Origin of the sequence: Franconibacter sp. IITDAS19, from assembly GCF_023079515.1 — a bacterium.
GTDB classification, from domain to species: Bacteria; Pseudomonadota; Gammaproteobacteria; order Enterobacterales; family Enterobacteriaceae; genus Franconibacter; species Franconibacter pulveris.
In genome coordinates this window covers 1-26094 of the sequence record NZ_JALJCP010000014.1, presented here as the reverse complement: position 1 = coordinate 26094, position 26094 = coordinate 1, and the positions used below count along the sequence as shown (strand labels likewise).

General features: G+C 50.9%; 46 protein-coding genes. 39 read left to right on the top strand and 7 right to left on the bottom strand.

Features of this window, described 5'->3' with window-relative positions; genetic code table 11:
* Positions 1–207 precede the first annotated feature (207 nt).
* Both bfd and bfr read left to right on the top strand, forming a co-directional pair.
* Positions 208–402 carry a bacterioferritin-associated ferredoxin gene (gene bfd, locus MT962_RS22125; protein ID WP_029590164.1) on the top strand — a complete coding sequence of 65 codons (195 nt, stop codon included), beginning with the start codon at positions 208–210 and terminating at the stop codon, positions 400–402.
* 71 nt (positions 403–473) lie between these two features.
* The gene (gene bfr, locus MT962_RS22120) at positions 474–950 is read left to right on the top strand and encodes a bacterioferritin (protein ID WP_024558309.1); all 477 of its coding nucleotides are present in this window, start codon (positions 474–476) and stop codon (positions 948–950) included.
* Here the strand turns inward: bfr and MT962_RS22115 are convergent.
* Positions 934–1425: an A24 family peptidase gene (locus MT962_RS22115; RefSeq protein ID WP_247366405.1), complete on the bottom strand. Its 492-nt coding sequence runs from the start codon at positions 1423–1425 to the stop codon at positions 934–936. The genes bfr and MT962_RS22115 overlap by 17 nt on opposite strands.
* A 367-nt stretch (positions 1426–1792) precedes the next feature.
* Here MT962_RS22115 and rpsJ point away from each other — a divergent pair, with 367 nt between their 5' ends.
* The 31 genes from rpsJ (at position 1793) to MT962_RS21960 (ending at position 16614) form a co-directional block, all read left to right on the top strand.
* Positions 1793–2104, top strand: coding sequence for a 30S ribosomal protein S10 (gene rpsJ, locus MT962_RS22110; protein WP_001181005.1), 312 nt, complete (start codon positions 1793–1795; stop codon positions 2102–2104).
* 32 nt (positions 2105–2136) lie between these two features.
* On the top strand, positions 2137–2766 hold the full coding sequence (gene rplC / locus MT962_RS22105; RefSeq protein ID WP_007681261.1) for a 50S ribosomal protein L3: 630 nt from the start codon (positions 2137–2139) through the stop codon (positions 2764–2766).
* 10 nt (positions 2767–2776) lie between these two features.
* Complete coding sequence (rplD, locus tag MT962_RS22100; RefSeq protein ID WP_024558311.1) at positions 2777–3382, top strand: 50S ribosomal protein L4; 606 nt, start codon at positions 2777–2779, stop codon at positions 3380–3382.
* Positions 3379–3681 carry a 50S ribosomal protein L23 gene (gene rplW, locus MT962_RS22095; RefSeq protein ID WP_004388606.1) on the top strand — a complete coding sequence of 101 codons (303 nt, stop codon included), beginning with the start codon at positions 3379–3381 and terminating at the stop codon, positions 3679–3681. The genes rplD and rplW overlap by 4 nt, the downstream gene beginning before the upstream one ends.
* 17 nt (positions 3682–3698) lie before the next feature.
* Positions 3699–4520: a 50S ribosomal protein L2 gene (rplB, locus tag MT962_RS22090; RefSeq protein WP_000301866.1), complete on the top strand. Its 822-nt coding sequence runs from the start codon at positions 3699–3701 to the stop codon at positions 4518–4520.
* Between the two features lie 16 nt (positions 4521–4536).
* Positions 4537–4815, top strand: coding sequence for a 30S ribosomal protein S19 (gene rpsS / locus MT962_RS22085; RefSeq protein ID WP_001138115.1), 279 nt, complete (start codon positions 4537–4539; stop codon positions 4813–4815).
* A gap of 14 nt (positions 4816–4829) precedes the next feature.
* The gene (gene rplV, locus MT962_RS22080; protein WP_002919773.1) at positions 4830–5162 is read left to right on the top strand and encodes a 50S ribosomal protein L22; all 333 of its coding nucleotides are present in this window, start codon (positions 4830–4832) and stop codon (positions 5160–5162) included.
* A 17-nt stretch (positions 5163–5179) separates the two neighbouring features.
* Positions 5180–5881 (top strand): 30S ribosomal protein S3, encoded by a 702-nt coding sequence (gene rpsC, locus MT962_RS22075; RefSeq protein ID WP_000529945.1) that lies wholly within the window; start codon positions 5180–5182, stop codon positions 5879–5881.
* A 12-nt stretch (positions 5882–5893) separates the two neighbouring features.
* The gene (rplP, locus tag MT962_RS22070; protein ID WP_002438716.1) at positions 5894–6304 is read left to right on the top strand and encodes a 50S ribosomal protein L16; all 411 of its coding nucleotides are present in this window, start codon (positions 5894–5896) and stop codon (positions 6302–6304) included.
* Positions 6304–6495, top strand: a complete 192-nt coding sequence (rpmC, locus tag MT962_RS22065; RefSeq protein WP_004388609.1) for a 50S ribosomal protein L29 — start codon at positions 6304–6306, stop codon at positions 6493–6495. Before rplP ends, rpmC begins: the two co-directional genes overlap by 1 nt.
* The gene (gene rpsQ, locus MT962_RS22060) at positions 6495–6749 is read left to right on the top strand and encodes a 30S ribosomal protein S17 (RefSeq protein ID WP_000130100.1); all 255 of its coding nucleotides are present in this window, start codon (positions 6495–6497) and stop codon (positions 6747–6749) included. The genes rpmC and rpsQ overlap by 1 nt, the downstream gene beginning before the upstream one ends.
* Before the next feature lie 165 nt (positions 6750–6914).
* Positions 6915–7286 (top strand): 50S ribosomal protein L14, encoded by a 372-nt coding sequence (gene rplN / locus MT962_RS22055; RefSeq protein ID WP_004388611.1) that lies wholly within the window; start codon positions 6915–6917, stop codon positions 7284–7286.
* A gap of 10 nt (positions 7287–7296) precedes the next feature.
* A complete protein-coding gene (gene rplX, locus MT962_RS22050) occupies positions 7297–7611 on the top strand; it encodes a 50S ribosomal protein L24 (RefSeq protein ID WP_024551595.1) in 315 nt (104 codons plus the stop codon).
* A 14-nt stretch (positions 7612–7625) separates the two neighbouring features.
* On the top strand, positions 7626–8165 hold the full coding sequence (gene rplE, locus MT962_RS22045; protein WP_001096200.1) for a 50S ribosomal protein L5: 540 nt from the start codon (positions 7626–7628) through the stop codon (positions 8163–8165).
* A gap of 14 nt (positions 8166–8179) precedes the next feature.
* A complete protein-coding gene (gene rpsN / locus MT962_RS22040; RefSeq protein ID WP_004388614.1) occupies positions 8180–8485 on the top strand; it encodes a 30S ribosomal protein S14 in 306 nt (101 codons plus the stop codon).
* 33 nt (positions 8486–8518) lie between these two features.
* Positions 8519–8911: a 30S ribosomal protein S8 gene (gene rpsH / locus MT962_RS22035; RefSeq protein ID WP_024558312.1), complete on the top strand. Its 393-nt coding sequence runs from the start codon at positions 8519–8521 to the stop codon at positions 8909–8911.
* Positions 8912–8923: 12 nt separating this feature from the next.
* The gene (gene rplF, locus MT962_RS22030; RefSeq protein WP_024558313.1) at positions 8924–9457 is read left to right on the top strand and encodes a 50S ribosomal protein L6; all 534 of its coding nucleotides are present in this window, start codon (positions 8924–8926) and stop codon (positions 9455–9457) included.
* Between the two features lie 9 nt (positions 9458–9466).
* Complete coding sequence (gene rplR / locus MT962_RS22025) at positions 9467–9820, top strand: 50S ribosomal protein L18 (RefSeq protein ID WP_017460073.1); 354 nt, start codon at positions 9467–9469, stop codon at positions 9818–9820.
* 14 nt (positions 9821–9834) lie between these two features.
* Entirely contained in the window at positions 9835–10335 is a 501-nt protein-coding gene (gene rpsE / locus MT962_RS22020; protein WP_024551601.1) for a 30S ribosomal protein S5, read from the top strand.
* Positions 10336–10341: 6 nt separating this feature from the next.
* Positions 10342–10521 (top strand): 50S ribosomal protein L30, encoded by a 180-nt coding sequence (gene rpmD, locus MT962_RS22015; RefSeq protein WP_004846568.1) that lies wholly within the window; start codon positions 10342–10344, stop codon positions 10519–10521.
* Between the two features lie 3 nt (positions 10522–10524).
* On the top strand, positions 10525–10959 hold the full coding sequence (gene rplO / locus MT962_RS22010; RefSeq protein WP_024558314.1) for a 50S ribosomal protein L15: 435 nt from the start codon (positions 10525–10527) through the stop codon (positions 10957–10959).
* Between the two features lie 7 nt (positions 10960–10966).
* Positions 10967–12298, top strand: a complete 1332-nt coding sequence (gene secY, locus MT962_RS22005; protein ID WP_024551603.1) for a preprotein translocase subunit SecY — start codon at positions 10967–10969, stop codon at positions 12296–12298.
* Between the two features lie 30 nt (positions 12299–12328).
* Positions 12329–12445 carry a 50S ribosomal protein L36 gene (gene rpmJ, locus MT962_RS22000; RefSeq protein WP_000868187.1) on the top strand — a complete coding sequence of 39 codons (117 nt, stop codon included), beginning with the start codon at positions 12329–12331 and terminating at the stop codon, positions 12443–12445.
* Positions 12446–12591: 146 nt separating this feature from the next.
* Complete coding sequence (rpsM, locus tag MT962_RS21995) at positions 12592–12948, top strand: 30S ribosomal protein S13 (RefSeq protein WP_004388620.1); 357 nt, start codon at positions 12592–12594, stop codon at positions 12946–12948.
* Positions 12949–12964: 16 nt separating this feature from the next.
* Positions 12965–13354: a 30S ribosomal protein S11 gene (gene rpsK / locus MT962_RS21990; RefSeq protein WP_002919257.1), complete on the top strand. Its 390-nt coding sequence runs from the start codon at positions 12965–12967 to the stop codon at positions 13352–13354.
* 34 nt (positions 13355–13388) lie between these two features.
* On the top strand, positions 13389–14009 hold the full coding sequence (gene rpsD / locus MT962_RS21985; RefSeq protein WP_024551604.1) for a 30S ribosomal protein S4: 621 nt from the start codon (positions 13389–13391) through the stop codon (positions 14007–14009).
* A gap of 25 nt (positions 14010–14034) precedes the next feature.
* Entirely contained in the window at positions 14035–15024 is a 990-nt protein-coding gene (gene rpoA / locus MT962_RS21980) for a DNA-directed RNA polymerase subunit alpha (protein ID WP_002438685.1), read from the top strand.
* A 40-nt stretch (positions 15025–15064) separates the two neighbouring features.
* Positions 15065–15451 carry a 50S ribosomal protein L17 gene (gene rplQ / locus MT962_RS21975; protein ID WP_002919206.1) on the top strand — a complete coding sequence of 129 codons (387 nt, stop codon included), beginning with the start codon at positions 15065–15067 and terminating at the stop codon, positions 15449–15451.
* Positions 15452–15558: 107 nt separating this feature from the next.
* Positions 15559–15927 (top strand): DUF1992 domain-containing protein, encoded by a 369-nt coding sequence (locus MT962_RS21970; protein ID WP_247366404.1) that lies wholly within the window; start codon positions 15559–15561, stop codon positions 15925–15927.
* Between the two features lie 2 nt (positions 15928–15929).
* Positions 15930–16355 (top strand): Zn(2+)-responsive transcriptional regulator, encoded by a 426-nt coding sequence (zntR, locus tag MT962_RS21965; RefSeq protein ID WP_024558316.1) that lies wholly within the window; start codon positions 15930–15932, stop codon positions 16353–16355.
* A gap of 52 nt (positions 16356–16407) precedes the next feature.
* Complete coding sequence (locus tag MT962_RS21960; protein WP_024558317.1) at positions 16408–16614, top strand: alternative ribosome-rescue factor A; 207 nt, start codon at positions 16408–16410, stop codon at positions 16612–16614.
* Here the strand turns inward: MT962_RS21960 and mscL are convergent.
* The 5 genes from mscL to def all read right to left on the bottom strand — a co-directional run bounded on the left by mscL (position 16611) and on the right by def (position 21422).
* On the bottom strand, positions 16611–17015 hold the full coding sequence (mscL, locus tag MT962_RS21955) for a large-conductance mechanosensitive channel protein MscL (protein WP_247366406.1): 405 nt from the start codon (positions 17013–17015) through the stop codon (positions 16611–16613). The genes MT962_RS21960 and mscL overlap by 4 nt on opposite strands.
* A gap of 148 nt (positions 17016–17163) precedes the next feature.
* Positions 17164–18540 (bottom strand): Trk system potassium transporter TrkA, encoded by a 1377-nt coding sequence (trkA, locus tag MT962_RS21950; protein ID WP_024558319.1) that lies wholly within the window; start codon positions 18538–18540, stop codon positions 17164–17166.
* Positions 18541–18576: 36 nt separating this feature from the next.
* Complete coding sequence (rsmB, locus tag MT962_RS21945) at positions 18577–19866, bottom strand: 16S rRNA (cytosine(967)-C(5))-methyltransferase RsmB (protein WP_048888815.1); 1290 nt, start codon at positions 19864–19866, stop codon at positions 18577–18579.
* A gap of 78 nt (positions 19867–19944) precedes the next feature.
* Positions 19945–20892, bottom strand: coding sequence for a methionyl-tRNA formyltransferase (gene fmt / locus MT962_RS21940; protein ID WP_024558321.1), 948 nt, complete (start codon positions 20890–20892; stop codon positions 19945–19947).
* 14 nt (positions 20893–20906) lie between these two features.
* Complete coding sequence (def, locus tag MT962_RS21935; RefSeq protein WP_024558322.1) at positions 20907–21422, bottom strand: peptide deformylase; 516 nt, start codon at positions 21420–21422, stop codon at positions 20907–20909.
* 129 nt (positions 21423–21551) lie between these two features.
* Between def and dprA the strand changes: the two genes are divergently transcribed.
* Genes dprA through MT962_RS21905 form a run of 6 tightly spaced genes read left to right on the top strand, consistent with a single transcriptional unit; the run spans position 21552 to position 25329 of the window.
* Complete coding sequence (dprA, locus tag MT962_RS21930) at positions 21552–22664, top strand: DNA-protecting protein DprA (RefSeq protein ID WP_247366403.1); 1113 nt, start codon at positions 21552–21554, stop codon at positions 22662–22664.
* Positions 22636–23109, top strand: a complete 474-nt coding sequence (gene smg / locus MT962_RS21925) for a DUF494 family protein Smg (RefSeq protein WP_024551613.1) — start codon at positions 22636–22638, stop codon at positions 23107–23109. Before dprA ends, smg begins: the two co-directional genes overlap by 29 nt.
* A 24-nt stretch (positions 23110–23133) precedes the next feature.
* Positions 23134–23691: a topoisomerase DNA-binding C4 zinc finger domain-containing protein gene (locus MT962_RS21920; protein WP_024558324.1), complete on the top strand. Its 558-nt coding sequence runs from the start codon at positions 23134–23136 to the stop codon at positions 23689–23691.
* Positions 23681–24253, top strand: coding sequence for an L-threonylcarbamoyladenylate synthase type 1 TsaC (tsaC, locus tag MT962_RS21915; RefSeq protein WP_247366402.1), 573 nt, complete (start codon positions 23681–23683; stop codon positions 24251–24253). The genes MT962_RS21920 and tsaC overlap by 11 nt, the downstream gene beginning before the upstream one ends.
* A gap of 3 nt (positions 24254–24256) precedes the next feature.
* Positions 24257–25075: a shikimate dehydrogenase gene (gene aroE, locus MT962_RS21910; RefSeq protein WP_024558326.1), complete on the top strand. Its 819-nt coding sequence runs from the start codon at positions 24257–24259 to the stop codon at positions 25073–25075.
* A complete protein-coding gene (locus MT962_RS21905; protein WP_024558327.1) occupies positions 25072–25329 on the top strand; it encodes a DUF1488 domain-containing protein in 258 nt (85 codons plus the stop codon). The genes aroE and MT962_RS21905 overlap by 4 nt, the downstream gene beginning before the upstream one ends.
* Here MT962_RS21905 and MT962_RS21900 read toward each other — a convergent pair.
* Positions 25305–25859 carry a gamma carbonic anhydrase family protein gene (locus MT962_RS21900; RefSeq protein WP_024558328.1) on the bottom strand — a complete coding sequence of 185 codons (555 nt, stop codon included), beginning with the start codon at positions 25857–25859 and terminating at the stop codon, positions 25305–25307. The two genes, MT962_RS21905 and MT962_RS21900, sit on opposite strands and share 25 nt — an antisense overlap.
* Positions 25860–26094 lie beyond the last annotated feature (235 nt).

Here is a 26094-nt window from a genome sequence, read left to right as displayed (position 1 = left end):
GGGTTAATTCTCCTGAACGGAAAAGGGCGCTTCGGCGCCCTTTTTTATTGCCCTGAGTTCCTTAAACAGCCCACTTTCACAGAGTGCCGTATCTGTCACATTTGTTCGCACTTCTCTTAAATTCACCCTGCAGGCACCCGCCGCTGTGCTATTGTAATCATAACTATTCTCATTTACACTTTGAGCATAAATTAAACGGGAGCCATCATGTACGTTTGTTTGTGTAACGGTGTAAGTGATAAAAAAATTCGTGAGGCGGTACGCCAGTTTCACCCTCAGTCTTTTCAGCAGCTTCGGAAATTTATCCCGGTCGGCAACCAATGCGGTAAATGCGTGCGGGCTGCGCGTGAAATAATGCAGGAAGAACTGATACAGATCCCGGAATACAAAGAGATTGCCTGAAGCTTTATCTTTTTTTTGACTTACTCCGCAGCGCATCTACGCTTCAAGTAGTGGAAGCGGAGGGAAGAAAAATGAAAGGTGATATTAAGATAATAACTTATCTCAATAAATTATTGGGAAATGAGCTGGTCGCAATCAATCAGTACTTTCTCCATGCGAGAATGTTCAAGAACTGGGGCCTGATGCGCCTTAATGATGTTGAATACCACGAATCAATTGATGAAATGAAACATGCCGATCAATATATTGAGAGGATTTTGTTTCTGGAAGGTATTCCCAACCTGCAGGACCTGGGAAAACTTCACATCGGTGAGGATGTTGAAGAGATGCTGCGCTCAGACCTCGCACTTGAGATGGAAGGGGCGAAGGATCTACGGGAAGCTATCGCTTATGCTGACAGCATCCATGATTATGTCAGCCGTGACATGATGATCAAAATTCTTGCCGACGAAGAGCATCATATTGACTGGCTGGAGACGGAGTTAGACCTCATCAGCAAAATCGGTCTGCAAAACTACATCCAGTCCCAAATCAAAGAAGAGTCTTGATGCTTTGCTCTACCGGTGCGTAAAAAGTTCGGCAACTAATAATCAACCCCGCAGCGACCAGAAAAGGTCCAAATGGCTGCGGGGTTTTTAATATCTCTTGCCGATGGAAAAGTTTCGCGCCGGCAATAAGGGTGATAAGCCCGCCAGCGGCGGCAAGAAAAACAATGGCTGCAATTTCCTGCCAGCCATGCCAGGCGCCGAGCGCGGCGAGTAGCTTCACATCGCCAAACCCCAGTCCTTCATAACCTCGCCATCTTCTAAAAACCCAGTATACAGTCCAGAAGAAAAGATAACCCGCTATCGCGCCGCTAACGGCAGCCTGCAAAAATTCATTCCTCCAGAACAGATAAAAAGCCAGACCGCTCCAGAGAAGAGGGCAGGTGAGGCGATCCGGCAAGAAACCACTTTTATAGTCCGTCCAGGCCAATCGCAGACTCAGCAGGTAATAAAGGCTAATGAAAAGAAGAGATACCATAACAATGCCTCGCTTTGTTTTTCGCTCATCGTAGAAGCGTTCCTGAAAGAAAAAATGGCGATGAAACTAAAGCAGGGCGCGCATCCTGATATTTCTCCAACTGTTGCACTGCATTGCAGCGATGAACGAGAAAGCTCCCGTGCGCTTATTTTATAATCACTACTTGCGCCTGCGTGAGATTTACGTATAATGCGCGGGCCTGTCATTAATGACGGCCGGTTCAATCAGAACCCTGGCAGCATCTTTTTTGTTGCCAACAACGTTCCCAATCGGGGAACTACGCAAGAACGGTTACACTCCCCCATCAATCGTAATGGGTGCGAGGAGTAATCATTTTCGTCTATAAAATAATTGGAGCTCTGGTCTCATGCAGAACCAAAGAATCCGTATCCGCCTGAAAGCGTTTGATCATCGCCTGATCGATCAATCAACTGCGGAAATCGTCGAGACTGCTAAGCGCACTGGTGCGCAAGTCCGTGGTCCGATCCCGCTGCCGACCCGCAAAGAGCGCTTCACCGTTCTGATCTCTCCGCACGTTAACAAAGACGCGCGCGATCAGTACGAAATCCGCACTCACAAGCGTCTGGTTGACATCGTTGAGCCAACCGAGAAAACCGTTGATGCTCTGATGCGTCTGGATCTGGCTGCCGGTGTAGACGTGCAGATCAGCCTGGGTTAATCAGGTCATTGAGCGATTGAGAGGTTGAAACAATGATTGGTTTAGTCGGTAAAAAAGTGGGTATGACCCGCATCTTCACTGAAGAAGGCGTATCTATCCCAGTAACCGTTATCGAAGTTGAAGCAAACCGCGTTACTCAGGTTAAAGATCTGGCTAACGACGGCTACCGCGCTGTACAGGTTACCACCGGTGCTAAAAAAGCTAACCGCGTAACCAAGCCGGAAGCGGGTCACTTCGCTAAAGCTGGCGTAGAAGCTGGCCGTGGTCTGTGGGAATTCCGCCTCGCTGATGGCGAAGAATACACCGTAGGTCAGAGCATTAGCGTTGAGCTGTTTGCAGAAGTTAAAAAAGTAGACGTAACTGGCACCTCTAAAGGTAAAGGTTTCGCAGGTACCGTTAAGCGCTGGAACTTCCGTACCCAGGACGCTACTCACGGTAACTCCTTGTCCCACCGCGTTCCGGGTTCTATCGGTCAGAACCAGACTCCGGGCAAAGTGTTCAAAGGCAAGAAAATGGCAGGTCAGCTGGGTAACGAGCGTGTAACCGTTCAGAGCCTGGACGTAGTACGTGTTGACGCTGAGCGCAACCTGCTGCTGGTTAAAGGTGCTGTCCCGGGTGCGACCGGTAGCGACCTGATCGTTAAACCAGCTGTGAAGGCGTGAGGAGATAGCAATGGAATTAGTACTGAAAGACGCGCAGAGCGCGCTGACTGTTTCCGAAACTACCTTCGGTCGTGATTTCAACGAAGCGCTGGTACACCAGGTTGTAGTTGCTTACGCAGCTGGTGCTCGTCAGGGTACTCGTGCTCAGAAGACCCGTGCTGAAGTGACTGGCTCCGGTAAAAAACCGTGGCGCCAGAAAGGTACTGGCCGTGCGCGTTCCGGTTCCATCAAGAGCCCGATCTGGCGCTCTGGTGGCGTAACCTTCGCTGCGCGTCCGCAGGACCACAGTCAAAAAGTTAACAAAAAGATGTACCGCGGCGCGCTGAAAAGCATCCTGTCCGAACTGGTACGTCAGGATCGTCTGATCGTTGTCGAGAAGTTCTCTGTAGAAGCGCCGAAAACCAAGCTGCTGGCACAGAAACTGAAAGACATGGCTCTGGAAGATGTGCTGATCATCACCGGTGAACTGGACGAAAACCTGTTCCTGGCTGCGCGCAACCTGCACAAGGTTGACGTACGCGATGCTGCAGGTATCGACCCGGTTAGCCTGATCGCCTTCGACAAAGTCGTAATGACTGCTGATGCTGTTAAGCAAGTTGAGGAGATGCTGGCATGATTCGTGAAGAACGTCTGCTGAAGGTGCTGCGCGCACCGCACGTTTCTGAAAAAGCGTCTACTGCGATGGAAAAAACCAACACCATCGTTCTCAAAGTTGCTAAAGACGCGACTAAAGCAGAAATCAAAGCTGCTGTGCAGAAACTGTTTGAAGTCGAAGTCGAAGTCGTTAACACCCTGGTTGTTAAAGGGAAAGTTAAACGTCACGGACAGCGTATCGGTCGTCGTAGCGACTGGAAAAAAGCTTACGTCACCCTGAAAGAAGGCCAGAATCTGGACTTCATCGGCGGCGCTGAGTAAGTCGGAGGAGTAATACAATGGCAGTTGTTAAATGTAAACCGACATCTCCGGGTCGTCGCCACGTTGTTAAAGTGGTTAACCCTGAGCTGCACAAGGGCAAACCTTTTGCTCCGTTGCTGGAAAAAAACAGCAAATCCGGTGGTCGTAACAACAATGGCCGTATCACCACTCGTCACATCGGTGGTGGTCACAAACAGGCCTACCGTATTGTTGACTTCAAACGCAACAAAGACGGTATCCCGGCAGTTGTTGAACGTCTTGAGTACGATCCGAACCGTTCCGCGAACATCGCGCTGGTTCTGTACAAAGACGGCGAACGCCGTTACATCCTGGCCCCGAAAGGCCTGAAAGCTGGCGACCAGATTCAGTCTGGCGTTGATGCTGCAATCAAACCTGGCAACACCCTGCCGATGCGCAATATCCCGGTTGGTTCTACCGTTCATAACGTAGAAATGAAACCAGGCAAAGGCGGTCAGCTGGCTCGTTCCGCTGGTACTTACGTACAGATCGTTGCGCGTGATGGTGCTTATGTCACCCTGCGTCTGCGCTCTGGCGAAATGCGTAAAGTAGAAGCTGAGTGCCGCGCAACTCTGGGCGAAGTTGGCAATGCTGAGCATATGCTGCGCGTTCTGGGTAAAGCTGGTGCTGCACGCTGGCGTGGTGTTCGTCCTACCGTTCGCGGTACAGCGATGAACCCGGTAGACCACCCACATGGTGGTGGTGAAGGTCGTAACTTTGGTAAGCACCCGGTAACTCCGTGGGGCGTTCAGACCAAAGGTAAGAAGACCCGCAGCAACAAGCGTACTGATAAATTCATCGTACGTCGCCGTAGCAAATAATTTTAGAGGATAAGCCATGCCACGTTCTCTCAAGAAAGGTCCTTTTATTGACCTGCACTTGCTGAAGAAGGTAGAGAAAGCGGTGGAAAGCGGTGACAAGAAGCCCCTGCGCACTTGGTCCCGTCGTTCAACGATCTTTCCAAACATGATCGGTTTGACCATCGCTGTCCATAATGGTCGTCAGCACGTTCCAGTATTCGTTTCCGACGAAATGGTCGGTCACAAACTGGGTGAATTCGCACCGACTCGTACTTATCGCGGCCACGCTGCTGATAAAAAAGCGAAGAAGAAATAAGGTAGGAGGAAGAGATGGAAACTTTAGCTCAACATCGCCATGCTCGTTCTTCTGCTCAGAAGGTTCGCCTTGTTGCTGACCTGATTCGCGGTAAGAAAGTGTCGCAGGCTCTGGATATTCTGACCTACACCAACAAGAAAGCGGCTGTACTGGTCAAGAAAGTTCTGGAATCTGCCATTGCTAACGCTGAACACAACGATGGCGCTGACATCGACGATCTGAAAGTCGCGAAAATCTTCGTAGACGAAGGCCCGAGCATGAAGCGCATTATGCCGCGTGCGAAAGGTCGTGCAGATCGCATCCTGAAGCGCACCAGCCACATCACTGTGGTTGTGTCCGATCGCTGAGACTCTGGAGACTAGCAATGGGTCAGAAAGTACATCCTAATGGTATTCGCCTGGGTATTGTAAAACCATGGAACTCTACCTGGTTTGCGAACACCAAAGAATTCGCTGACAACCTGGACAGCGACTTTAAAGTACGTCAGTACCTGACTAAGGAACTGGCTAAGGCGTCCGTATCTCGTATCGTTATCGAGCGTCCGGCTAAGAGCATCCGTGTGACCATTCACACTGCTCGCCCGGGCATCGTTATCGGTAAGAAAGGCGAAGACGTAGAAAAACTGCGCAAGGTCGTAGCGGACATCGCTGGCGTTCCTGCTCAGATCAACATCGCTGAAGTTCGTAAGCCTGAACTGGACGCAAAACTGGTTGCTGACAGCATCACTTCTCAGCTGGAACGTCGCGTTATGTTCCGTCGTGCTATGAAGCGTGCTGTACAGAACGCAATGCGTCTGGGCGCTAAAGGTATCAAAGTTGAAGTTAGCGGCCGTCTGGGCGGCGCGGAGATCGCACGTACTGAATGGTACCGTGAAGGTCGTGTTCCGCTGCACACCCTGCGTGCTGACATTGACTACAACACCTCTGAAGCGCACACCACTTACGGTGTAATCGGCGTTAAAGTGTGGATCTTCAAAGGTGAGATCCTGGGTGGTATGGCTGCTGTTGAACAACCGGAAAAACCGGCTGCTCAACCGAAAAAGCAGCAGCGTAAAGGCCGTAAATAAGGAGCGTCGCTGATGTTACAACCAAAGCGTACAAAATTCCGTAAAGTGCACAAAGGCCGCAACCGTGGTCTGGCGCAGGGTACGGATGTTAGCTTCGGCACCTTCGGTCTGAAAGCTGTTGGCCGTGGTCGTCTGACTGCACGTCAGATCGAAGCAGCACGTCGTGCTATGACCCGTGCAGTTAAGCGTCAGGGTAAGATCTGGATCCGTGTATTCCCGGACAAACCGATCACCGAGAAGCCGCTCGAAGTGCGTATGGGTAAAGGTAAAGGTAACGTGGAGTATTGGGTTGCCTTGATTCAGCCGGGTAAAGTCCTGTACGAAATGGACGGAGTGCCGGAAGAGCTGGCCCGTGAAGCATTCAAGCTGGCAGCAGCGAAACTGCCGATTAAAACCACCTTTGTAACTAAGACGGTGATGTAATGAAAGCAAAAGAGCTGCGTGAGAAGAGTGTTGAAGAGCTGAACACCGAGCTGCTTAACTTACTGCGCGAGCAGTTCAACCTGCGTATGCAGGCTGCAAGTGGCCAGCTGCAACAGACTCACCTGTTGAAGCAAGTGCGTCGTGATGTCGCACGCGTTAAGACTTTACTGACTGAGAAGGCGGGTGCGTAATGACCGATAAAATCCGTACTCTGCAAGGTCGCGTTGTTAGCGACAAAATGGAGAAATCCATCGTTGTTGCTATCGAGCGTTTTGTGAAACACCCGATCTACGGTAAATTCATCAAGCGTACGACCAAACTGCACGTACATGACGAGAACAACGAATGCGGTATCGGCGACGTGGTTGAAATCCGCGAATGCCGTCCGCTGTCCAAGACTAAGTCCTGGACTCTGGTTCGCGTTGTAGAGAAAGCGGTTCTGTAATACAGTAAGCGCTCTCAACAGATAAACGGCTCAGCGATGAGCCGTTTATTTTTTCTACCCATATCTTGTGAGTGGTGTTATAATGCCGCGCCCTCGATTATGGGGTTTTTTAACGACCTGAATTTCGGGTCCCGAAGTAGTAGTTGACATTAGCGGAGCACTGAAATGATCCAAGAACAGACTATGCTGAACGTCGCCGACAACTCCGGCGCGCGTCGCGTAATGTGTATCAAGGTTCTGGGTGGCTCGCACCGTCGCTACGCAGGCGTCGGCGATATCATCAAGATCACCATCAAGGAAGCAATTCCGCGTGGTAAGGTCAAAAAAGGTGATGTGCTGAAGGCGGTAGTGGTGCGCACCAAGAAGGGTGTTCGTCGCCCTGACGGTTCTGTCGTTCGCTTCGATGGCAATGCTTGTGTTCTTCTGAACAACAACAGCGAGCAGCCTATCGGTACGCGTATTTTTGGGCCGGTTACTCGTGAACTTCGTTCTGAGAAGTTTATGAAAATCATCTCTCTGGCACCAGAAGTACTCTAAGGAGCGAATCATGGCAGCGAAAATCCGTCGTGATGACGAAGTTATCGTGTTAACCGGTAAAGATAAAGGTAAGCGCGGTAAAGTAAAAAATGTTCTGTCTTCCGGCAAAGTTATTGTTGAAGGCATCAACCTGGTTAAGAAACATCAGAAGCCTGTTCCGGCTCTGAACCAGGCGGGTGGCATCGTTGAGAAAGAAGCCGCTATTCAGGTTTCCAACGTTGCACTCTTCAATGCGGCAACCGGCAAGGCTGACCGTGTAGGCTTTAGATTTGAAGACGGCAAAAAAGTCCGTTTCTTTAAATCTAATGGCGAAACTATCAAGTAATTTGGAGTAGTACGATGGCGAAACTGCATGATTACTACAAAGACGAAGTAGTTAAAAAACTCATGACTGAGTTTAACTACAATTCTGTCATGCAAGTCCCTCGGGTCGAGAAGATCACCCTGAACATGGGTGTTGGTGAAGCGATCGCTGACAAGAAACTGCTGGATAACGCAGCAGCTGACCTGGCAGCAATCTCCGGTCAAAAACCGCTGATCACCAAAGCACGCAAATCTGTTGCAGGCTTCAAAATCCGTCAGGGCTATCCGATCGGCTGTAAAGTAACTCTGCGTGGCGAACGCATGTGGGAGTTCTTTGAGCGTCTGATCACTATTGCTGTACCGCGTATCCGCGACTTCCGTGGTCTGTCTGCGAAGTCTTTCGACGGTCGTGGCAACTACAGCATGGGTGTCCGTGAGCAGATCATCTTCCCGGAAATCGACTATGACAAAGTCGATCGCGTTCGTGGTTTGGATATTACCATTACCACTACTGCGAAATCCGACGAAGAAGGCCGTGCTCTGCTGGCTGCCTTTGACTTCCCGTTCCGCAAGTAAGGTAGGGTTACTTCATGGCTAAGCAATCAATGAAAGCACGCGAAGTAAAACGCGTAGCTTTGGCTGAAAAATACTTCGCTAAACGCGCTGAACTGAAAGCGATCATTTCTGATGTGAACGCCTCCGACGAAGATCGTTGGAATGCCGTTCTCAAGCTGCAGACTCTGCCGCGTGATTCCAGCCCGTCTCGTCAGCGTAACCGCTGCCGCCAAACTGGTCGTCCGCACGCTTTCCTGCGGAAGTTCGGGTTGAGCCGTATCAAGGTCCGTGAAGCCGCTATGCGCGGTGAAATCCCGGGTCTGAAAAAGGCTAGCTGGTAATTGTCACCAATTGAATCACGGGAGTAAAGACAGATGAGCATGCAAGATCCGATCGCGGATATGCTGACCCGTATCCGTAACGGTCAGGCCGCGAACAAAGCTGCGGTCACCATGCCTTCCTCCAAGCTGAAAGTGGCAATTGCCAACGTGCTGAAGGAAGAAGGTTTTATTGAAGATTTCAAAACTGAAGGCGACACCAAGCCGGAACTGGAACTGACTCTTAAGTATTTCCAGGGTAAAGCTGTGGTAGAAAGCATTCAGCGTGTCAGCCGCCCTGGTCTGCGCATCTACAAACGTAAAGATGAGCTGCCGAAAGTTATGGGTGGTCTGGGTATTGCTGTCATTTCTACCTCTAAAGGTGTTATGACTGATCGTGCAGCGCGCCAGGCTGGTCTGGGCGGCGAAATTATCTGCTACGTAGCCTAATCGGAGGAAAAAATGTCTCGTGTTGCTAAAGCACCGGTCGTTATTCCTGCCGGCGTAGAGGTAAAACTCAACGGTCAGGTTATTTCGATCAAAGGTAAAAACGGCGAGCTGACTCGTACTCTCAACGATGCTGTTGAAGTAAAACAGGCAGATAACGCTCTGACCTTCGGTCCGCGTGATGGTTACGTGGATGGTTGGGCTCAGGCTGGCACCGCTCGTGCCCTGCTGAACTCAATGGTTATCGGTGTTACCGAAGGCTTCACTAAGAAGCTGCAGCTGGTTGGTGTAGGTTATCGTGCAGCGGTCAAAGGTAATGTAGTAAACCTGTCTCTGGGTTTCTCTCATCCTGTTGATCATCAGCTGCCTGCTGGGATCACTGCGGAATGTCCGTCTCAGACTGAAATCGTACTGAAAGGTGCGGATAAACAGCTGATCGGTCAGGTAGCAGCTGACCTGCGCGCCTACCGTCGTCCTGAGCCTTACAAAGGCAAGGGTGTTCGTTACGCCGACGAAGTCGTGCGTACCAAAGAGGCTAAGAAGAAGTAAGGTAACACTATGGATAAGAAATCTGCTCGTATCCGTCGTGCGACCCGCGCACGTCGCAAGCTCAAAGAGCTTGGTGCGACCCGCCTGGTGGTACATCGTACCCCGCGTCATATTTACGCACAGGTAATCGCATCGAACGGTTCTGAAGTTCTGGTAGCTGCTTCTACTGTAGAAAAAGCTATCTCTGAGCAACTGAAGTACACCGGTAACAAAGACGCCGCTGCAGCTGTAGGTAAAGCTGTTGCTGAACGCGCTCTTGAAAAAGGCATTAAAGATGTCTCTTTCGACCGTTCCGGTTTCCAATATCATGGTCGTGTCCAGGCACTGGCAGATGCTGCCCGTGAAGCTGGCCTTCAGTTCTAAGGTAGAGGTGTAAGATGGCTCACATCGAGAAACAGGCTGGCGAACTGCAGGAAAAGCTGATCGCGGTTAACCGCGTATCTAAAACCGTTAAAGGTGGTCGTATTTTTAGCTTCACCGCTCTGACTGTAGTGGGTGATGGTAATGGCCGCGTTGGTTTTGGTTACGGTAAAGCACGCGAAGTTCCGGCAGCGATCCAGAAAGCGATGGAAAAAGCCCGTCGCAACATGATTAACGTCGCGCTGAACCACGGCACCCTGCAGCACCCGGTTAAAGGTGCTCACACGGGTTCTCGTGTATTCATGCAGCCGGCTTCCGAAGGTACCGGTATCATCGCCGGTGGTGCAATGCGCGCCGTTCTGGAAGTCGCTGGGGTTCATAACGTTCTGGCTAAAGCCTATGGTTCCACCAACCCGATTAACGTGGTTCGTGCAACTATCGATGGCCTGGAAAGCATGAAATCTCCAGAAATGGTCGCTGCCAAGCGTGGTAAATCCGTTGAAGAAATTCTGGGGTAATTGACCATGGCAAAGACTATTAAAATTACTCAAACCCGCAGTGCAATCGGTCGTCTGCCAAAACATAAGGCAACGCTGCTTGGCCTGGGTCTGCGTCGTATTGGTCATACTGTAGAGCGTGAGGATACTCCTGCTGTTCGCGGTATGGTCAACGCGGTTTCCTACATGGTTAAAGTTGAGGAGTAAGAGATGCGTTTAAATACTCTGTCTCCGGCCGAAGGGTCTAAGCACGCGTCTAAGCGTCTGGGTCGTGGTATCGGTTCTGGCCTCGGTAAAACCGGCGGTCGTGGTCACAAAGGTCAGAAATCTCGTTCTGGCGGTGGCGTACGTCGTGGTTTCGAGGGCGGCCAGATGCCTCTGTACCGTCGTCTGCCGAAATTCGGTTTCACTTCCCGCAAAGCGATGGTCACTGCAGAAGTTCGTCTGTCTGACCTGGCTAAAGTGGAAGGCGGCGTAGTTGACCTGAACACGCTGAAAGCAGCAAACATTATCGGTATTCAGATCGAGTTCGCGAAAGTGATCCTGTCTGGTGAAGTAACTGCTCCGGTAACTGTTCGCGGTCTGCGTGTCACTAAAGGCGCTCGTGCTGCTATCGAAGCTGCTGGCGGTAAAATTGAGGAATAAGTAGCAGATGGCAAAACAACCGGGATTAGATTTTCAAAGTGCTAAAGGCGGCCTTGGCGAACTGAAACGCAGACTGATGTTTGTTATCGGTGCGCTGATAGTGTTCCGTATTGGCTCTTTTATTCCGATCCCTGGTATTGATGCCGCTGTACTTGCCAAACTGCTTGAGCAACAGCGAGGCACCATCATTGAAATGTTCAACATGTTCTCTGGTGGTGCTCTCAGCCGTGCTTCTATCTTTGCTTTGGGTATTATGCCGTATATCTCGGCATCAATTATTATCCAACTGCTGACAGTCGTTCATCCGACTCTGGCGGAAATGAAGAAAGAAGGGGAGTCTGGTCGTCGCAAGATCAGCCAGTACACCCGTTACGGCACTCTGGTGCTGGCAATATTCCAGTCAATCGGTATTGCTACCGGTTTACCGAATATGCCTGGTATGCAAGGCCTGGTAATGAACCCGGGCTTTGCATTCTATTTCACCGCTGTTGTGAGCCTGGTTACCGGAACTATGTTCCTGATGTGGCTGGGCGAACAGATTACTGAACGTGGTATCGGTAACGGTATTTCGATCATTATCTTCGCGGGTATCGTTGCGGGACTTCCGCCGGCCATTGGCCATACCATCGAGCAAGCGCGGCAAGGCGACCTGCACTTCCTCCTGTTGCTGTTGGTTGCAGTATTAGTATTTGCAGTGACCTTCTTCGTTGTTTTTGTTGAACGTGGCCAACGCCGCATTGTGGTGAACTACGCTAAGCGCCAACAAGGTCGTCGTGTCTATGCTGCACAGAGCACACATTTACCGCTGAAAGTGAATATGGCTGGCGTTATACCAGCAATCTTCGCTTCCAGTATTATCCTGTTCCCGGCGACCATTGCATCATGGTTCGGGGGCGGTACTGGTTGGAACTGGCTGACAACAATTTCGCTGTATTTGCAGCCTGGGCAACCGCTTTATGTGTTACTCTATGCGTCTGCAATCATCTTCTTCTGTTTCTTCTACACGGCGTTGGTTTTCAACCCGCGTGAAACAGCAGATAACCTGAAGAAGTCCGGTGCATTTGTACCAGGAATTCGTCCGGGAGAACAAACGGCGAAGTATATCGATAAAGTAATGACTCGTCTGACTCTGGTCGGTGCGCTGTATATTACCTTTATCTGCCTGATCCCGGAGTTCATGCGTGATGCAATGAAAGTACCGTTCTACTTCGGTGGAACCTCACTGCTTATCGTTGTCGTCGTCATCATGGACTTTATGGCTCAAGTGCAAACTCTCATGATGTCCAGTCAGTATGAGTCTGCATTGAAGAAAGCGAACCTCAAAGGCTATGGCCGTTAATGGTCGCTTGAGAAGTTACGGAGAGTAAAAATGAAAGTTCGTGCTTCCGTCAAGAAATTATGCCGTAACTGCAAAATCGTTAAGCGTGATGGTGTCATCCGTGTGATTTGCAGCGCCGAGCCGAAGCATAAACAGCGTCAAGGCTGATTATCTCGCATATTTTTCTTGCAAAGTTGGATTGAGCTGGCTAGATTAGCCAGCCAATCTTTTGTATGTCTGTGCGTATCCATTTGAGTATCCTGAAAACGGGCTTTTCAGTATGGTGCGCATTTATCAAATAGTAGGAGTGCATAGTGGCCCGTATAGCAGGCATTAACATTCCTGATCATAAACATGCCGTAATCGCATTAACCTCGATCTACGGTATCGGCAAAACCCGCTCTAAAGCTATCCTGGCTGCAGTAGGTTTTGCTGAAGATGTTAAGATCAGTGAGCTGTCTGAAGAACAAATCGACACGCTGCGTGACGAAGTTGCCAAATTTGTCGTTGAAGGTGATCTGCGCCGTGAAGTTAGCATGAGCATCAAGCGCCTGATGGATCTTGGTTGCTATCGCGGTTTGCGTCATCGTCGTGGTCTCCCGGTTCGCGGTCAGCGTACCAAGACCAACGCACGTACCCGTAAGGGTCCGCGCAAACCGATCAAGAAATAATCGGGGTGATTGAATAATGGCAAAGGCACCAATTCGTGCACGTAAACGTGTAAGAAAGCAAGTCTCTGACGGCGTGGCTCATATCCATGCTTCTTTCAACAACACCATCGTTACTATTACTGATCGTCAGGGTAACGCTCTGGGTTGGGCAACTGCCGGTGGTTCCGGTTTCCGTGGTTCTCGCAAATCCACTCCGTTCGCAGCTCAGGTTGCAGCAGAGCGTTGCGCAGAAGCCGTGAAAGAATACGGTATCAAGAACCTGGAAGTTATGGTTAAGGGACCGGGTCCGGGCCGCGAATCTACTATTCGTGCTCTGAACGCCGCTGGTTTCCGCATCACTAATATTACTGATGTGACTCCGATCCCTCACAACGGTTGTCGTCCGCCGAAAAAACGTCGCGTATAACGCGCTCGTTTTCTAGGATTGTTGGAGAAAGAAAATGGCAAGATATTTGGGTCCTAAGCTCAAGCTGAGCCGTCGCGAGGGCACAGACCTGTTCCTTAAGTCTGGCGTTCGCGCGATCGATACCAAGTGTAAAATTGAACAAGCTCCTGGCCAGCACGGTGCGCGTAAACCGCGTCTGTCTGACTATGGTGTGCAGTTGCGTGAAAAGCAAAAAGTTCGCCGTATCTACGGTGTGCTGGAGCGTCAGTTCCGTAACTACTACAAAGAAGCCGCACGTCTGAAAGGCAATACCGGTGAAAACCTGTTAGCTCTGCTGGAAGGTCGTCTGGACAACGTTGTATACCGTATGGGCTTCGGCGCCACTCGTGCAGAAGCACGTCAGCTGGTTAGCCACAAAGCGATTATGGTAAACGGTCGTGTTGTTAACATCGCTTCTTATCAGGTTAGTCCGAATGACGTAGTCAGCGTTCGTGAGAAAGCGAAAAAGCAGTCTCGCGTGAAAGCCGCTCTGGAGCTGGCTGAGCAGCGTGAAAAGCCAACCTGGCTGGAAGTTGATGCTGGCAAAATGGAAGGTACGTTCAAGCGTAAGCCGGAGCGTTCTGACCTGTCTGCGGACATTAACGAACACCTGATCGTCGAGCTTTACTCCAAGTAAAGCTTAGTACCAAAGAGAGGACACAATGCAGGGTTCTGTGACAGAGTTTCTAAAACCGCGCCTGGTAGATATCGAGCAAGTGAGTTCGACGCACGCCAAGGTGACCCTTGAGCCTTTAGAGCGTGGCTTCGGTCATACTCTGGGTAACGCACTGCGCCGTATTCTGCTTTCATCGATGCCGGGTTGCGCGGTGACTGAGGTTGAGATTGATGGTGTACTGCACGAGTACAGCACCAAAGAAGGCGTTCAGGAAGATATCCTGGAGATCCTGCTCAACCTGAAAGGGCTGGCGGTGAGAGTTCAAGGTAAAGATGAAGTCATCCTTACTCTGAATAAATCTGGCATTGGCCCTGTGACCGCAGCCGACATCACCCACGACGGTGATGTTGAAATCGTCAAGCCGCAGCATGTGATCTGCCACCTGACCGATGAAAACGCATCTATTAGCATGCGTATCAAAGTTCAGCGCGGTCGTGGTTATGTGCCGGCTTCTGCCCGAATTCATTCGGAAGAAGATGAGCGCCCAATCGGCCGTCTGCTGGTCGACGCATGCTACAGCCCGGTAGAGCGTATTGCCTACAATGTTGAAGCAGCGCGTGTAGAACAGCGTACCGACCTGGACAAGCTGGTCATCGAAATGGAAACCAACGGCACAATCGATCCTGAAGAGGCGATTCGTCGTGCGGCGACCATCCTGGCAGAACAACTGGAAGCTTTCGTTGACTTACGTGATGTACGTCAGCCGGAAGTCAAAGAAGAGAAACCAGAATTCGATCCGATCCTGCTGCGCCCTGTTGACGATCTCGAATTGACTGTCCGCTCTGCTAACTGCCTTAAGGCAGAAGCTATCCACTATATCGGTGATCTGGTACAGCGTACCGAGGTTGAGTTGCTCAAAACGCCGAACCTCGGTAAAAAATCTCTCACTGAGATTAAAGACGTGCTGGCCTCCCGTGGTCTTTCTCTGGGCATGCGCCTTGAGAACTGGCCGCCGGCAAGCATTGCTGACGAGTAACCGGATCACAGGTTAAGGTTTTACTGAGAAGGATAAGGTCATGCGCCATCGTAAGAGTGGTCGTCAACTGAACCGCAACAGCAGCCATCGCCAGGCTATGTTCCGCAACATGGCAGGTTCTCTGGTTCGTCATGAGATTATCAAGACGACCCTGCCGAAAGCGAAAGAGCTGCGTCGCGTAGTTGAGCCGCTGATTACTCTTGCCAAGACTGATAGCGTTGCTAATCGTCGTCTGGCATTCGCCCGCACTCGTGATAACGAGATCGTGGCAAAACTGTTTAACGAGCTGGGCCCGCGTTTCGCGAGCCGTGCCGGTGGTTACACTCGTATTCTGAAGTGTGGCTTCCGTGCTGGTGACAACGCTCCGATGGCTTACATCGAGCTGGTTGATCGCGCCGAGCCGAAAGCAGAAGCAGCTGCAGAGTAATCTGCAGAAATTTAAAAAAGCCGGGTTCGCCCGGTTTTTTTATATCTTTTTTTCCCCTTTCATCTATATATCTCCTTAAATCTCACTTACTCCTCTGGAGAAGGCTTATGTGGTTGTTAGACCAATGGGCAGAGAAACATATTCTTGAAGCCCAACGTAAAGGCGAACTGGACGGGCTGTCCGGTGAAGGCAAACCGCTTGAGTTGGACGATGATTCCAATGTCCCTGCTGAGTTACGCGCCGGTTATCGTTTATTGAAAAATGCAGGTTACCTCCCACCCGAACTACAACAAAGAAAAGAAGCGCTGGAACTCGCCGATTTGCTTAAAGGCGTTGCAAAAACCGATCCGCAACACCAGCTAATTGAAAAGCGTTTGGCGCTATTGGAGCTAAAATTGCGCCAGGCGGGACTGAATACGGATTTTTTACATGGTGAATATGCCGGGCGTTTCGCTAACAAAATGAATCAGGGGTAATTATGTACCGTATTGGTGAGCTTGCGCGCCTGGCTGACGTAACGCCTGACACTATCCGCTATTACGAAAAACAGCAGATGATGGTTCATGAAATCCGAACAGAAGGTGGTTTTCGGCTTTATAGTGATGAAGATTTACGACGTTTGAAATTTATTCGCCATGGCCGGCAGCTTGGGTTCAGCCTGGAGGCTATTCGTGAACTGCTGTCTATCCGCGTCGACCCTGAACACCATACCTGCCAGGAATCGAAAAGCATTGTACAAGCCCGACTTGAGGAAGTTGACGCGCGTATCACCGAACTACAAATGATGCGGCAGTCATTACAAAGGTTGAATGATGCGTGTTGCGGTACGGCCCACAGTAGCGTTTATTGTTCCATTCTCGAGGCGCTTGAGCAGGGCTCAAATGACAAAATTATGCCATGTTGATTTTTCACACAACGCATCCTACACTCTCAGCGTTTTTACTAAAGGAGTCACTATGAGTCGCTATCAGCACACTAAAGGTAAAATTCAGGACAATGCCATCGAGGCTTTATTACACGACCCGCTCTTTCGTCAGCGAGTAGAAAAAAAACAGAAGGGCAAAGGCAGCTATCAGCGTAAGGCCAAATATGTACAGAAGGGGAACTGGGAGGCCAGTGGCAAACAAGCAAAATGCTTTTTTACCACTGGCCTTCCGCTTTAAGGACGGTTGTTTTGTTCTTTAAGTAGATCGCGAATTTCTGTCAGCAGCACCTCTTCTTTACTCGGGCCAGGCGCTTCCTTAGGCTTCTTCTGATGCAATTTGTTGATGACCTTAATGGCCAGGAAGATAGCGAACGCCACAATAAGGAAATCAAACACGTTCTGAATAAAAACGCCGTAATGCATGATAACTGCTGGCGTATCGCCTATTGCGGGGCGCAGCGTCCAGGCAAACTGTTTGAAATCAATTCCCCCGATAAGCAGTCCCAGCGGCGGCATAATAATATCTGCAACTAACGACGAAACGATTTTACCGAAGGCCGCACCAATAATGACACCCACCGCCAGGTCAACCACATTTCCGCGCATCGCGAACTCGCGAAACTCTTTAAAAAAACTCATTTTTTTCTCCTTATCACTACCGAACCTGTTAAGTCTAACAAAGGATGTCTCATTTTCCATGACAAGCTTGTGATATCAGGAGCAATACTCCTTACTAAAACAGGGGGTTAAAAGAAGTGAATGAGGGCGGCCGAAAACCGCCCGACGTTTACAGGAAGAAGGGACTAGGTTGGAAAAGACGTTCAACATCAGTGACATATTTCTTGTCAGTCAGGAACATAATGACATGATCGCCCTGCTCAATGCGTAGATTGTTATTTGCAATCATCACATCGTTACCACGCACTACGGCGCCGATGATAGTGCCAGGCGGCAATTTAATATCATCAATGACTCTCCCCACAACCCGTGATGTGGTTTCATCGCCATGCGCTACGGCTTCGATGGCTTCGGCCACGCCGCGGCGCAGCGATGACACGCTGACTATATCCGCTTTACGCACATGACCCAGCAGAGCGGAGATAGTAGCTTGTTGAGGAGAGATAGCGATGTCGATAACGCTACCCTGAACAAGATCTACATACGCTTTACGCTGAATAAGCACCATCACTTTTTTGGCGCCCATTCGTTTGGCCAGCATGGCGGACATAATATTCGCTTCGTCGTCATTCGTAACGGCAATAAACAAATCGACCTGATCGATATGCTCTTCCGCCAGTAGTTCCTGATCCGAAGCGTCGCCGTAGAAAACAATGGTGTGCTGAAGCTTTTCCGCCAGTTCTGCCGCGCGTTGCTGGTTTCGTTCAATCAGCTTCACGCTGTAATCTTTCTCAAGCTTATGAGCAAGGCCTGCTCCGATATTCCCGCCGCCTACTAGCATGATTCGCTTATAGGGTTTTTCGAGGCGCTGGAGTTCGCTCATGACTGCGCGGATGTGCTGCGAAGCGGCGATAAAAAACACTTCATCCCCAGCTTCCACAATGGTAGATCCTTGCGGGCGAATAGGACGGTCATGACGGAAAATGGCTGCAACACGCGTATCGATATGCGGCATGTGTTCGCGCATTGTTGAAAGCGCGTTACCAACCAGCGGCCCGCCATAATAGGCTTTCACTACGGCAAGGCTAACTTTACCTTCCGCGAAATTAACTACCTGCAATGCGCCAGGGTATTCAATCAGACGATAAATATTGTCAATAACCAGCTGCTCAGGCGCAATCAGGTGGTCGATAGGCACTGCGTCGGGATTAAACAGCCGTTCCGCATCGCGTACATAATCTGGCGCCCGAATACGTGCGATACGGTTTGGCGTATTGAAAAGGGAATAGGCGACCTGACAGGCTATCATGTTTGTTTCGTCGGAACTGGTTACCGCAACAAGCATATCTGCATCGTCTGCTCCCGCTTCGCGCAATACCCGCGGATGTGAGCCGTGTCCCTGCACCACCCGCAAATCAAACTTATCCTGAAGGCTGCGCAACCGGTCGCCATTGATATCAACAACCGTGATATCGTTATTTTCACCTACCAGGTTTTCAGCCAGCGTGCCGCCTACCTGGCCGGCTCCTAAAATGATTATCTTCATGGTCAGCGCTTCACGATTCGTTTACCCGCACGGGCGTTACTTTTTAATGAGCTTAGCGTAAAAGAAACCGTCGCCTTCATCTGCCGCAGGCAGATTTTGTATACCAGGGTTAGCTGGCGTGCCGGTTTGATTCAGTTCAGCATCAGGCGTACGGCTCAGGAAAGCGGCTATCTGCTGGCTGTTCTCTTCAGGCATGATAGAACAGGTTGCATACAGTAAGGTGCCGCCCTGTTTCAGGTGAGGCCAGATTGCATCAAGAATATCTGACTGCAGCTGCGCCAGTTCCTGAATATCCGCATCGCGGCGCAGCCATTTTATATCCGGGTGGCGACGAATCACACCTGTCGCAGAGCAAGGAGCGTCAAGCAGGATACGGTCAAACTGCTGCTCGCCGCACCACTGCTGGGGATAGCGCCCATCGCCTGTTTTTACTTCAGCTTGCATGTTAAGGCGCGCAAGGTTTTCATGAACGCGTTTGATGCGAGTTGCATCGACATCTACCGCCAGGACTTTTGCTTGCGGCGCGGCTTCGAGAATATGCGTTGTTTTGCCGCCAGGCGCCGCGCAAAGATCGAGGATCGCTTCGCCGTTCTGCGGATCGAGTAGATCGACGCACCCCTGCGCTGAAGCATCCTGAACGGTTACCCAACCTTTTTCGAAGCCGGGCAGGGCAGAGACAGGCATCGGCGTTTCAAGACGTACTGCATCCGGGTAGCGAGGATGAGTAAAGCCGGTAATACCGCTTTCATCCAACAAGGTCAGCCATTCATCACGGCTGTGATGCTGACGATTTACGCGCAGCCACATAGGCGGACGCTGGTTATTGGCTTCAACAATGTTTTCCCATTGTTCAGGCCAGGCTTTGCGTAACCGCTGCAGCAGCCAGGCTGGATGCAGATAACGACTTTCATGGCGGCTAAACTCCGCCAGTAACGTTTCCTGCTGGCGCTGGAACTGACGAAGCACGCCATTAATCAGCCCCTTAAATTGTTGACGCTTGATAGCTACCGCGCCCTCCACCGTTTCGGCTAGCGCGGCGTGAGGGGGAATACGAGTGTGCAGCAGCTGATAAAGCCCGACGAGGATAAGGTAGTGCACCGTCCGCTGCTTTCCAGCCATAGGACGCGACATTAATTTGCTGACAAGCCAATTGAGTTGAGAAAGGGTACGCAACACGCCGAAGCAAAGCTCCTGCAACAGGGCCTTGTCTTTATCGGAGACCTTACTCTGCATCGGCGGCAGAACGTTACTAAGCGACTGGCCGTTTTCGACAACCTGCTCGACGGCCTGCGCAGCCAGGCTGCGAAGATTAATGGATTTTTTCATAGCGATGAGCAGTATTTGCCTGCTGAATAAATAAAAATGCCCGACGCAAGCCGGGCTGGATAGCTTTATGCCTCAAGTTCAGGCAAGAACAGTACCGGGCTCGAACCATTCCCGGCGAGAGTTTAACAGATCCTGCGCGGACATCGCTTTTTTGCCCGCAGGCTGCAGAATTTCGAGGTTCAGCACACCTTCGGCAGTCGCAACCTGAATGCCCAGTTTGTTCGCTTCGATAATCGTGCCTGGCGTATTCCGCCCTGACGCAGGGATAACTGACGCCTGCCAGACTTTCACCGGTTGCTCGTCAATAAGAAAATAGCTCATCGGCCAGGGATTAAAAGCACGAATACAACGCTCAAGCTGCGCCGCAGGAAGCGACCAGTCCAGCTTCGCCTCTTCCTTGCTAAGCTTTTCCGCGTAAGTGACCAGCGCTTCATCCTGCACTTGCGGTTGAGCGCGGCCTTCGGCCAACTGAGCCAGAGTTTCAAGCAAGCCCTGCGGGCCAAGCTGCGCTAACTTATCGTAAAGCGAGGCGCTGGTGTCCTGAGCGGTAATAGGGCAAGCCAGCTTATACAGCATATCGCCAGTATCAAGACCCACATCCATTTGCATAATGGTTACGCCAGTTTCTTCGTCACCCGCCCAGAGCGAACGCTGAATTGGCGCCGCGCCGCGCCAGCGAGGCAGTAAAGAGCCATGCACGTTGATGCAGCCAAGCCGCGGCATTTCCAGCACCGCTTTTGGCAGGATAAGGCCATAAGCGACAACGACCATTATGTCCGCTTGTAGATCGGCGATTAACTGCTGATTTTCTGCGGCGCGTAACGAGGCGGGCTGAAACACTGGAAGATTATGCTGCTGCGCAAGAACCTTTACCGGGCTCGGCATGAGCTTCTTGCCCCGGCCAGCAGGGCGGTCGGGTTGAGTAAAAACACCCACTACCTGATGAGCAGATGACAACAGCGCGTCAAGATGACGCGCTGCGAAGTCCGGCGTACCGGCAAAAATAATGCGTAATGAATCCGACACGTTATTCCTTGTCTTTAGCTTGCCGCGCGGGCTCTCATGCGATCCAGTTTTTCAACTTTCTGGCGAATACGGGTTTGTTTCAGCGGCGATAAGTAATCAATAAACAGCTTGCCTACAAGATGATCCATTTCATGCTGAATACAAATAGCCAGCAGGCCGTCGGCTTCCAGCTCAAACGGTTTGCCATCACGATCGAGCGCGCGAATTTTTACCCTTTCAGCACGCGGTACGAAGGCGCGTTGTTCAGGAATAGAAAGACAGCCTTCCTCAATGCCGGTTTCGCCGCTTTTTTCGAGCATTTCAGGGTTGATCAAAACCAAACGTTCGTCGCGGTTTTCAGAAACATCAATAACGATAATGCGCTGGTGAATATCTACCTGCGTAGCGGCAAGACCAATACCTTCTTCGGCGTACATCGTTTCGAACATATCGTCGACGATACGCTGAATTTCTTCATTCACTTCTTTAACCGGCTCGGCGACAATGCGAAGTCGCTCGTCCGGGATGTGCAACACTTGCAAAACAGACATATTTATCCAGAGCTAGATTCAGTAGTTGGGAAGATCATTACTTTCATTCTAGACAAATCCCCCCTTGATTGACAGCATCAGTAGCGAATCGCAAGGATAGATCACGCCGCTTACGGCAAGGGAGAAGCTATGTCGCCAGAAGAATTTTGGTTACGTTTGATGAGCGTCTTGAGCCTGAGCGGTGAAAAGATGGCGCAGGCCGCGCGCTATTATCGTTTAACCCCTGATGAACCCGCAACCGCACTGCGTCTTGCCCATTTTAATGAAAACCAAAAAAATCAGTTTTTGTCTTTCCCCGTAAACCAGATTGAAGCGACGTTACGTTGGCTTGAACAGCCGAATCATCATCTGCTGACAGTGGAAGACCATGCTTACCCTGAGCCGCTGCGGGCGATTAGCGATTATCCCGGCGCTCTTTTAATTGCGGGCAATAAGGCCGCGTTAACCACGCCGCAGTTGGCCGTTGTTGGCAGCCGGGCGCACTCCTGGTATGGCGAACAATGGGGACAGGTATTCTGTGAAACGCTGGCGCGCAGCGGCCTGACATTAACCAGCGGGCTTGCCGTAGGCATTGACGGCGTGGCGCACAAAGCTGCCTTAGCTGCAGGCGGTACCACGCTTGCCGTTCTGGGGAACGGGTTAGGGCAAATTTATCCAAAGCGGCATAAGGCGTTGGCTGAACAGATTGTGGCCAACAATGGTGCGCTAATCTCGGAATTCCCCCTCTCTGTCGGGCCCCGTCCCTGCCACTTTCCCCGCCGTAACCGGATCATCAGCGGCTTAAGCCGCGGTGTATTGGTTGTGGAAGCATCGTTGCGTAGCGGATCGCTGGTCACGGCTAACTGCGCGCTGGACCAGGGGCGGGAGGTATTCGCTTTACCCGGCCCGTTGGGCAACCCCGGTTGCGAAGGCCCACACTGGCTTATAAGCCAGGGTGCAGTGCTGGTAACCAGCGCGCAAGACATTCTTGATTATTTGCAAAACGAGCTTACCTGGCTTGCAGAGACAAAATATTCACCCAATCAAGATGAAGCTGCATTGCCATTTCCGAAGCTGTTGGCTAACGTAGGAGATGAGGTTACACCTGTTGACGTCGTCGCTGAACGTGCCGGCCAACCTGTGCCATTGACGGTAGCCCAGCTACTCGAACTGGAGTTAGCAGGATGGATCGCAGCTGTACCCGGCGGCTATGTCCGATTAAGGAGGGCAGGCCATGTTCGACGTACTAATGTATTTGTTTGAAACCTACATCCATAACGAGGCGGAAATGCGGGTCGATCAGGATAAGCTGACGCGAGACCTGACCGACGCAGGTTTTGATCGTGAGGATATCTACAACGCGTTACTATGGCTTGAAAAACTAGCGGACTACCAGGACGGGCTTGTCGAGCCGATGCAGTTGGCTTCCGATCCGCTCTCAATGCGTATCTACACCCCTGAAGAGAGCCAACGTCTGGATGCAAGCTGTCGTGGTTTTCTGTTATTTCTTGAACAAATTCAGGTGCTAAACCTCGAAACCCGGGAAATGGTTATTGAGCGTGTTACTGCGCTGGATACCGAAGAGTTCGATCTTGAAGATTTAAAATGGGTCGTACTCATGGTGTTGTTCAATATTCCGGGTTGTGAAAACGCTTATCAACAGATGGAAGAATTACTCTTCGAAGTAAATGAAGGTATGCTGCACTAATATTTTTTTGCGGCATAGAGCATTATGGTCAAAGCAGCACTTTTCACAGTGCGTAAGCAAGAGCCCTGCCCTGAGTGCGGGGCTGAATTAGTTATCAGAAATGGCAAACATGGTCCATTTCTGGGCTGTTCCCGTTATCCGGAATGCGAGTATATCCGTCCCCTGAAAAGCCAGGCGGATGGGCATATCGTAAAAGTGCTGGAGGGGCAGGTATGCCCGGTCTGTCAGGCTACGCTTGTGCTTCGCCAGGGACGCTTCGGCATGTTTATTGGTTGCAGCCGCTATCCCGAGTGTGCTCATACCGAGTTAATCGATAAGCCGGATGAAACAGCGGTTGCCTGCCCGCAGTGCCACAGCGGCAAACTTGTTCAGCGCCGCTCCCGGTTTGGCAAAACGTTCTATTCCTGCGACCGCTATCCGGAGTGCCAGTTTGTCCTCAATTTCAAACCTGTAGCGGGGGAATGCTCCCTCTGCCGCTATCCCTTACTTATCGAAAAGAAAACCGCGCAGGGCGTTAAACGCTTCTGTGCCAGTAAACAATGTGGAAAGCCGGTAACGGCGGAACAAAATAGTGAACAATAATCTGCCTGCAGACGAGATAGCTTATCTCGTCGAAACTCTTAAACAACAACAAGTCATCGCTTATCCCACAGAAGCTGTCTTCGGCGTAGGGTGCGATCCCGATAGCGAAGTTGCCGTAAATCGTCTGTTAACGCTGAAACAGCGTCCGGTTGAAAAGGGGTTAATTTTAATTGCCGCCAGTTTTGAACAGCTGAAACCCTACATTGATGATACGGCGTTAAACGAAGAGCAACGAGAAACGGTATTTAGTTGTTGGCCCGGGCCGGTGACGTTTGTCTTTCCTGCTAAACCTTCAACGCCTCGCTGGCTGACAGGAAAATTTGACTCGCTGGCTGTGCGGGTAACCGATCATCCGCTGGTGGTTCAGCTCTGTGAAGCGTTTGGCAAGCCGCTGGTTTCAACCAGTGCTAATCTTACGGGGTTGCCGCCTTGCCGCACGGCGCAAGAGGTGCTCGAACAGTTCGGCGACGCGTTCCCTGTCCTGAAAGGGGCAACCGGCGGGCGGCAGAATCCTTCAGAAATTCGCGACGCTCTTACGGGCGAGCTGTTCCGCCAGGGGTAAGCAATGGAACATTTTGCCGTCTTCGGGAATCCGATTGCTCATAGCAAGTCTCCCTTCATCCATCAGCAGTTTGCGGAACAGCTGCAAATTCACCATACCTATGGTCGTGTACTGGCGCCGGTAGATAATTTTATCGAAACGCTGGAATCGTTTTTTGCTGCCGGAGGAAAGGGTGCAAACATTACCGTGCCCTTTAAAGAACAGGCGTTCGCCCGGGCGGATGAACTCACGGAACGTGCAACGTTGGCTGGTGCCGTAAATACGCTGAAGCGTCTTGAAGATGGCCGCTTACTGGGCGATAACACCGACGGCATAGGATTGTTAATGGATTTACAGCGGCTGGCGCTAATTAAACCAGGCTATCGAGTCTTATTGATTGGCGCAGGCGGCGCGGCGCGCGGTGTACTTATGCCGCTGCTTTCTCTGGACTGTGCGGTAACCGTCACAAACAGAACTTATGCCCGCGCTCAGGAACTGGCTGCGCTATTCGCTCATGTCGGAAGCGTGACAGCGACGCCAATGGACGCGCTGACTGGTCATGAGTTCGATCTTATTATTAACGCAACATCCAGCGGAATAGGTGGGGAGATTCCGGCGATCCCTTCTTCGCTGCTGACACCAGAAGTCCGCTGCTATGACATGTTTTATCAAAAAGGCCTCACCCCCTTCCTGACATGGTGTACCAGGTATGGTGTGCATCACTATGCCGACGGTGCGGGGATGCTGGTAGGACAAGCGGCCCATGCCGTTCTGCTCTGGCATGGCGTACTGCCTGATATCACCCCGGTTATTGAGAAGCTTAAGCAGGAGCTGGCGGCGTGAACCAGGCTATTCAGTTTCCGGATCGCGAAACGTGGGCGTCTGAATATCAGGCGGTCTGTTTCCCCGCTCTGGTAAATGGAATGCAAATAACGTGCGCCATTGCTGCCAGAACGCTGTCGAAGCGATATGGCGGCGATACGCAAGAAGCATGGCTGAACGCTTTTCGCGAGCACCGCTGGGATCTGGAAGAAGAAGCGGAAGCGCTTCTTAAGGCGCAACAGGAAAACGATCAGGGCTGGCTCTGGTTATCCTGAGCCAGATATTCATCTTTCCATCGCACGTAGTTATTCGCAGAGTACTTCAAACCTTCAATTTCCGCTTCTTTTAAAGGACGGATTTGTTTGACCGGACTGCCAAGATAAAGATAACCGCTTTCCAGTCGCTTATTTTGCGGCACAAGGCTGCCTGCCCCAATCATCACATCGTCTTCTATAACGGCACCATCAAGGATAATAGATCCCATACCAACCAGTACGCGGTTGCCAATAGTGCAGCCGTGCAGCATTACCTTATGCCCGACTGTAACCTCTTCACCAATAATGAGGGGATTGCCTTCAGGATTGTATGAAGATTTATGCGTTACGTGTAATACGCTTCCATCCTGAATATTTGTCCGGCTTCCTATTTCTACATAATTCACATCACCACGGATCGCGACCAACGGCCAGATGCCCACGTCATCGGCTATACGCACATCGCCAATAACCACGCTGGACGCATCAATCATGACGCGATTGCCCAGTTGGGGGAAAAATGTTTGATAAGGACGGAGAACGGCGGCCATAGCAACCTCATATGTGAACGAATGTATTGCAGACTTTGAGTCCAATTTTTCGCTCATGCAAGGGGAGAGGCTGTCATAATTTGCGCAGATCGAACGCGATCACACCAATAAGGATGAAAAATCGGCAGTCAGAAAAAAAGATCGAAAAAAGGCTTGTGCTAAAAAGCGGGATCCCTATAATGCGCCTCCATCGAGACGGCAACGTGAATCACTTCACAAAACAGACCGAATCGAA